A 1318-nucleotide genomic window follows, 5' to 3' on the forward strand; every position below is an offset into this window, starting at 1 on the left:
CTTGCGCAACACCGGCACCAGAACAGCGTCCCGATCCAGGCACTCCCCCGCCAAAGCGGTCAACGTGGCATCCGGACCCAGCTCCACGAACCGGGTCACGCCCTGCCCAGCGAGAGTAGCCACCCCGTCGGCGAACCGGACCGCCTCACGCACCTGACGCACCCAATACCCGGGGTCACACAACACCTCAGGCGCGGCAACCTGACCAGTCAGATTCGACACCACCGACAACGTCGGTGCGGCATAGGACAACGACTCGGCCACCCGGGCGAACTCGGCAAGCATCGGCTCCATCCGCACCGAATGAAACGCATGCGAAACCGGCAACCGCTTCACCCGCCGACCCAAGCCCACGAAATGAGCCTCAATCGCGGCGACCGGCCCCTCGTCACCAGAGACCACCACCGACCCAGGGCTGTTCACCGCCGCGACATCCACACCCGAGCTCAGCAGCCCACGAACTTCCGCCTCGGACGCTTGGACCGCGGCCATCACACCACCGGACGGCAGGGCCTGCATCAACCTGGCCCGAGCGGCCACCAGACGGCACGCATCCGGCAACGACCAGACTCCCGCCACATGAGCCGCCGCCAACTCACCAACCGAATGCCCCAACAGCAGATCCGGGACGACACCCCAGGACTCCAACAACCGGAACAACGCCACCTCAACCGCGAACAACGCCGGCTGCGCCCAACCCGTCTGATCCAAACCGTCGGCCTTCACCTCACGCAACGGACGGTCCAGATGCGGGTCAAGCTCGGCACACACGGCGTCGAACGCCTCCGCGAACGCCGGGAACGCCTCCACCAACCCTGAGCCCATACCCAACCGCTGCGCGCCCTGACCGGCGAACAAGAACGCCGTCAAACCACCACCAGCGGTGCCCTGAACAACACCAGGCTCCCCGTCGACAAGCGCGGCCAACCCACGCAACAACTCGTCCCGACCAGACCCGACGACCGCCGCCCGATAACGAAATACCGACCGTGTGGATGCCAGCGACCAGCCCACATCGGCCGGATCCAGTGTTTGGCGCTCGGTCACGAACTCCAGCAACCGGGACGCCTGCGCCCGCAACGCCGCCGCGCTCTTGCCCGACACCACCCACGGCACGACCCCGCCAGACAACGGCGAACCGACCTGCTCCACCTGCTCGGGGGCTTCTTCCACGATCACGTGCGCGTTCGTCCCGCTCAAACCGAACGACGACACCCCAGCGCGCCGAACCCGACCAGCAGACCGCGGCCAAACCCGCGAGTCCGTCAACAACTCCACCGAACCCGCCGACCAGTCCACATGAGACGACGGCGCATCC

Annotated in this window: 1 protein-coding gene; it reads right to left on the bottom strand. The window is 66.9% G+C overall.

Going from position 1 to position 1318, the window contains the following annotated elements; translation table 11 throughout:
- On the bottom strand, positions 1 to 1299 hold a 1299-nt coding region (locus tag ACFFIA_RS13115; protein WP_377250366.1), incomplete at its 3' end, for an acyltransferase domain-containing protein.
- Between the last annotated feature and the right edge of the window lie 19 nt (positions 1300 to 1318).

It is taken from the genome of Phytohabitans kaempferiae (genome assembly GCF_042433955.1).
Lineage (GTDB): Bacteria > Actinomycetota > Actinomycetes > Mycobacteriales > Micromonosporaceae > Phytohabitans > Phytohabitans kaempferiae.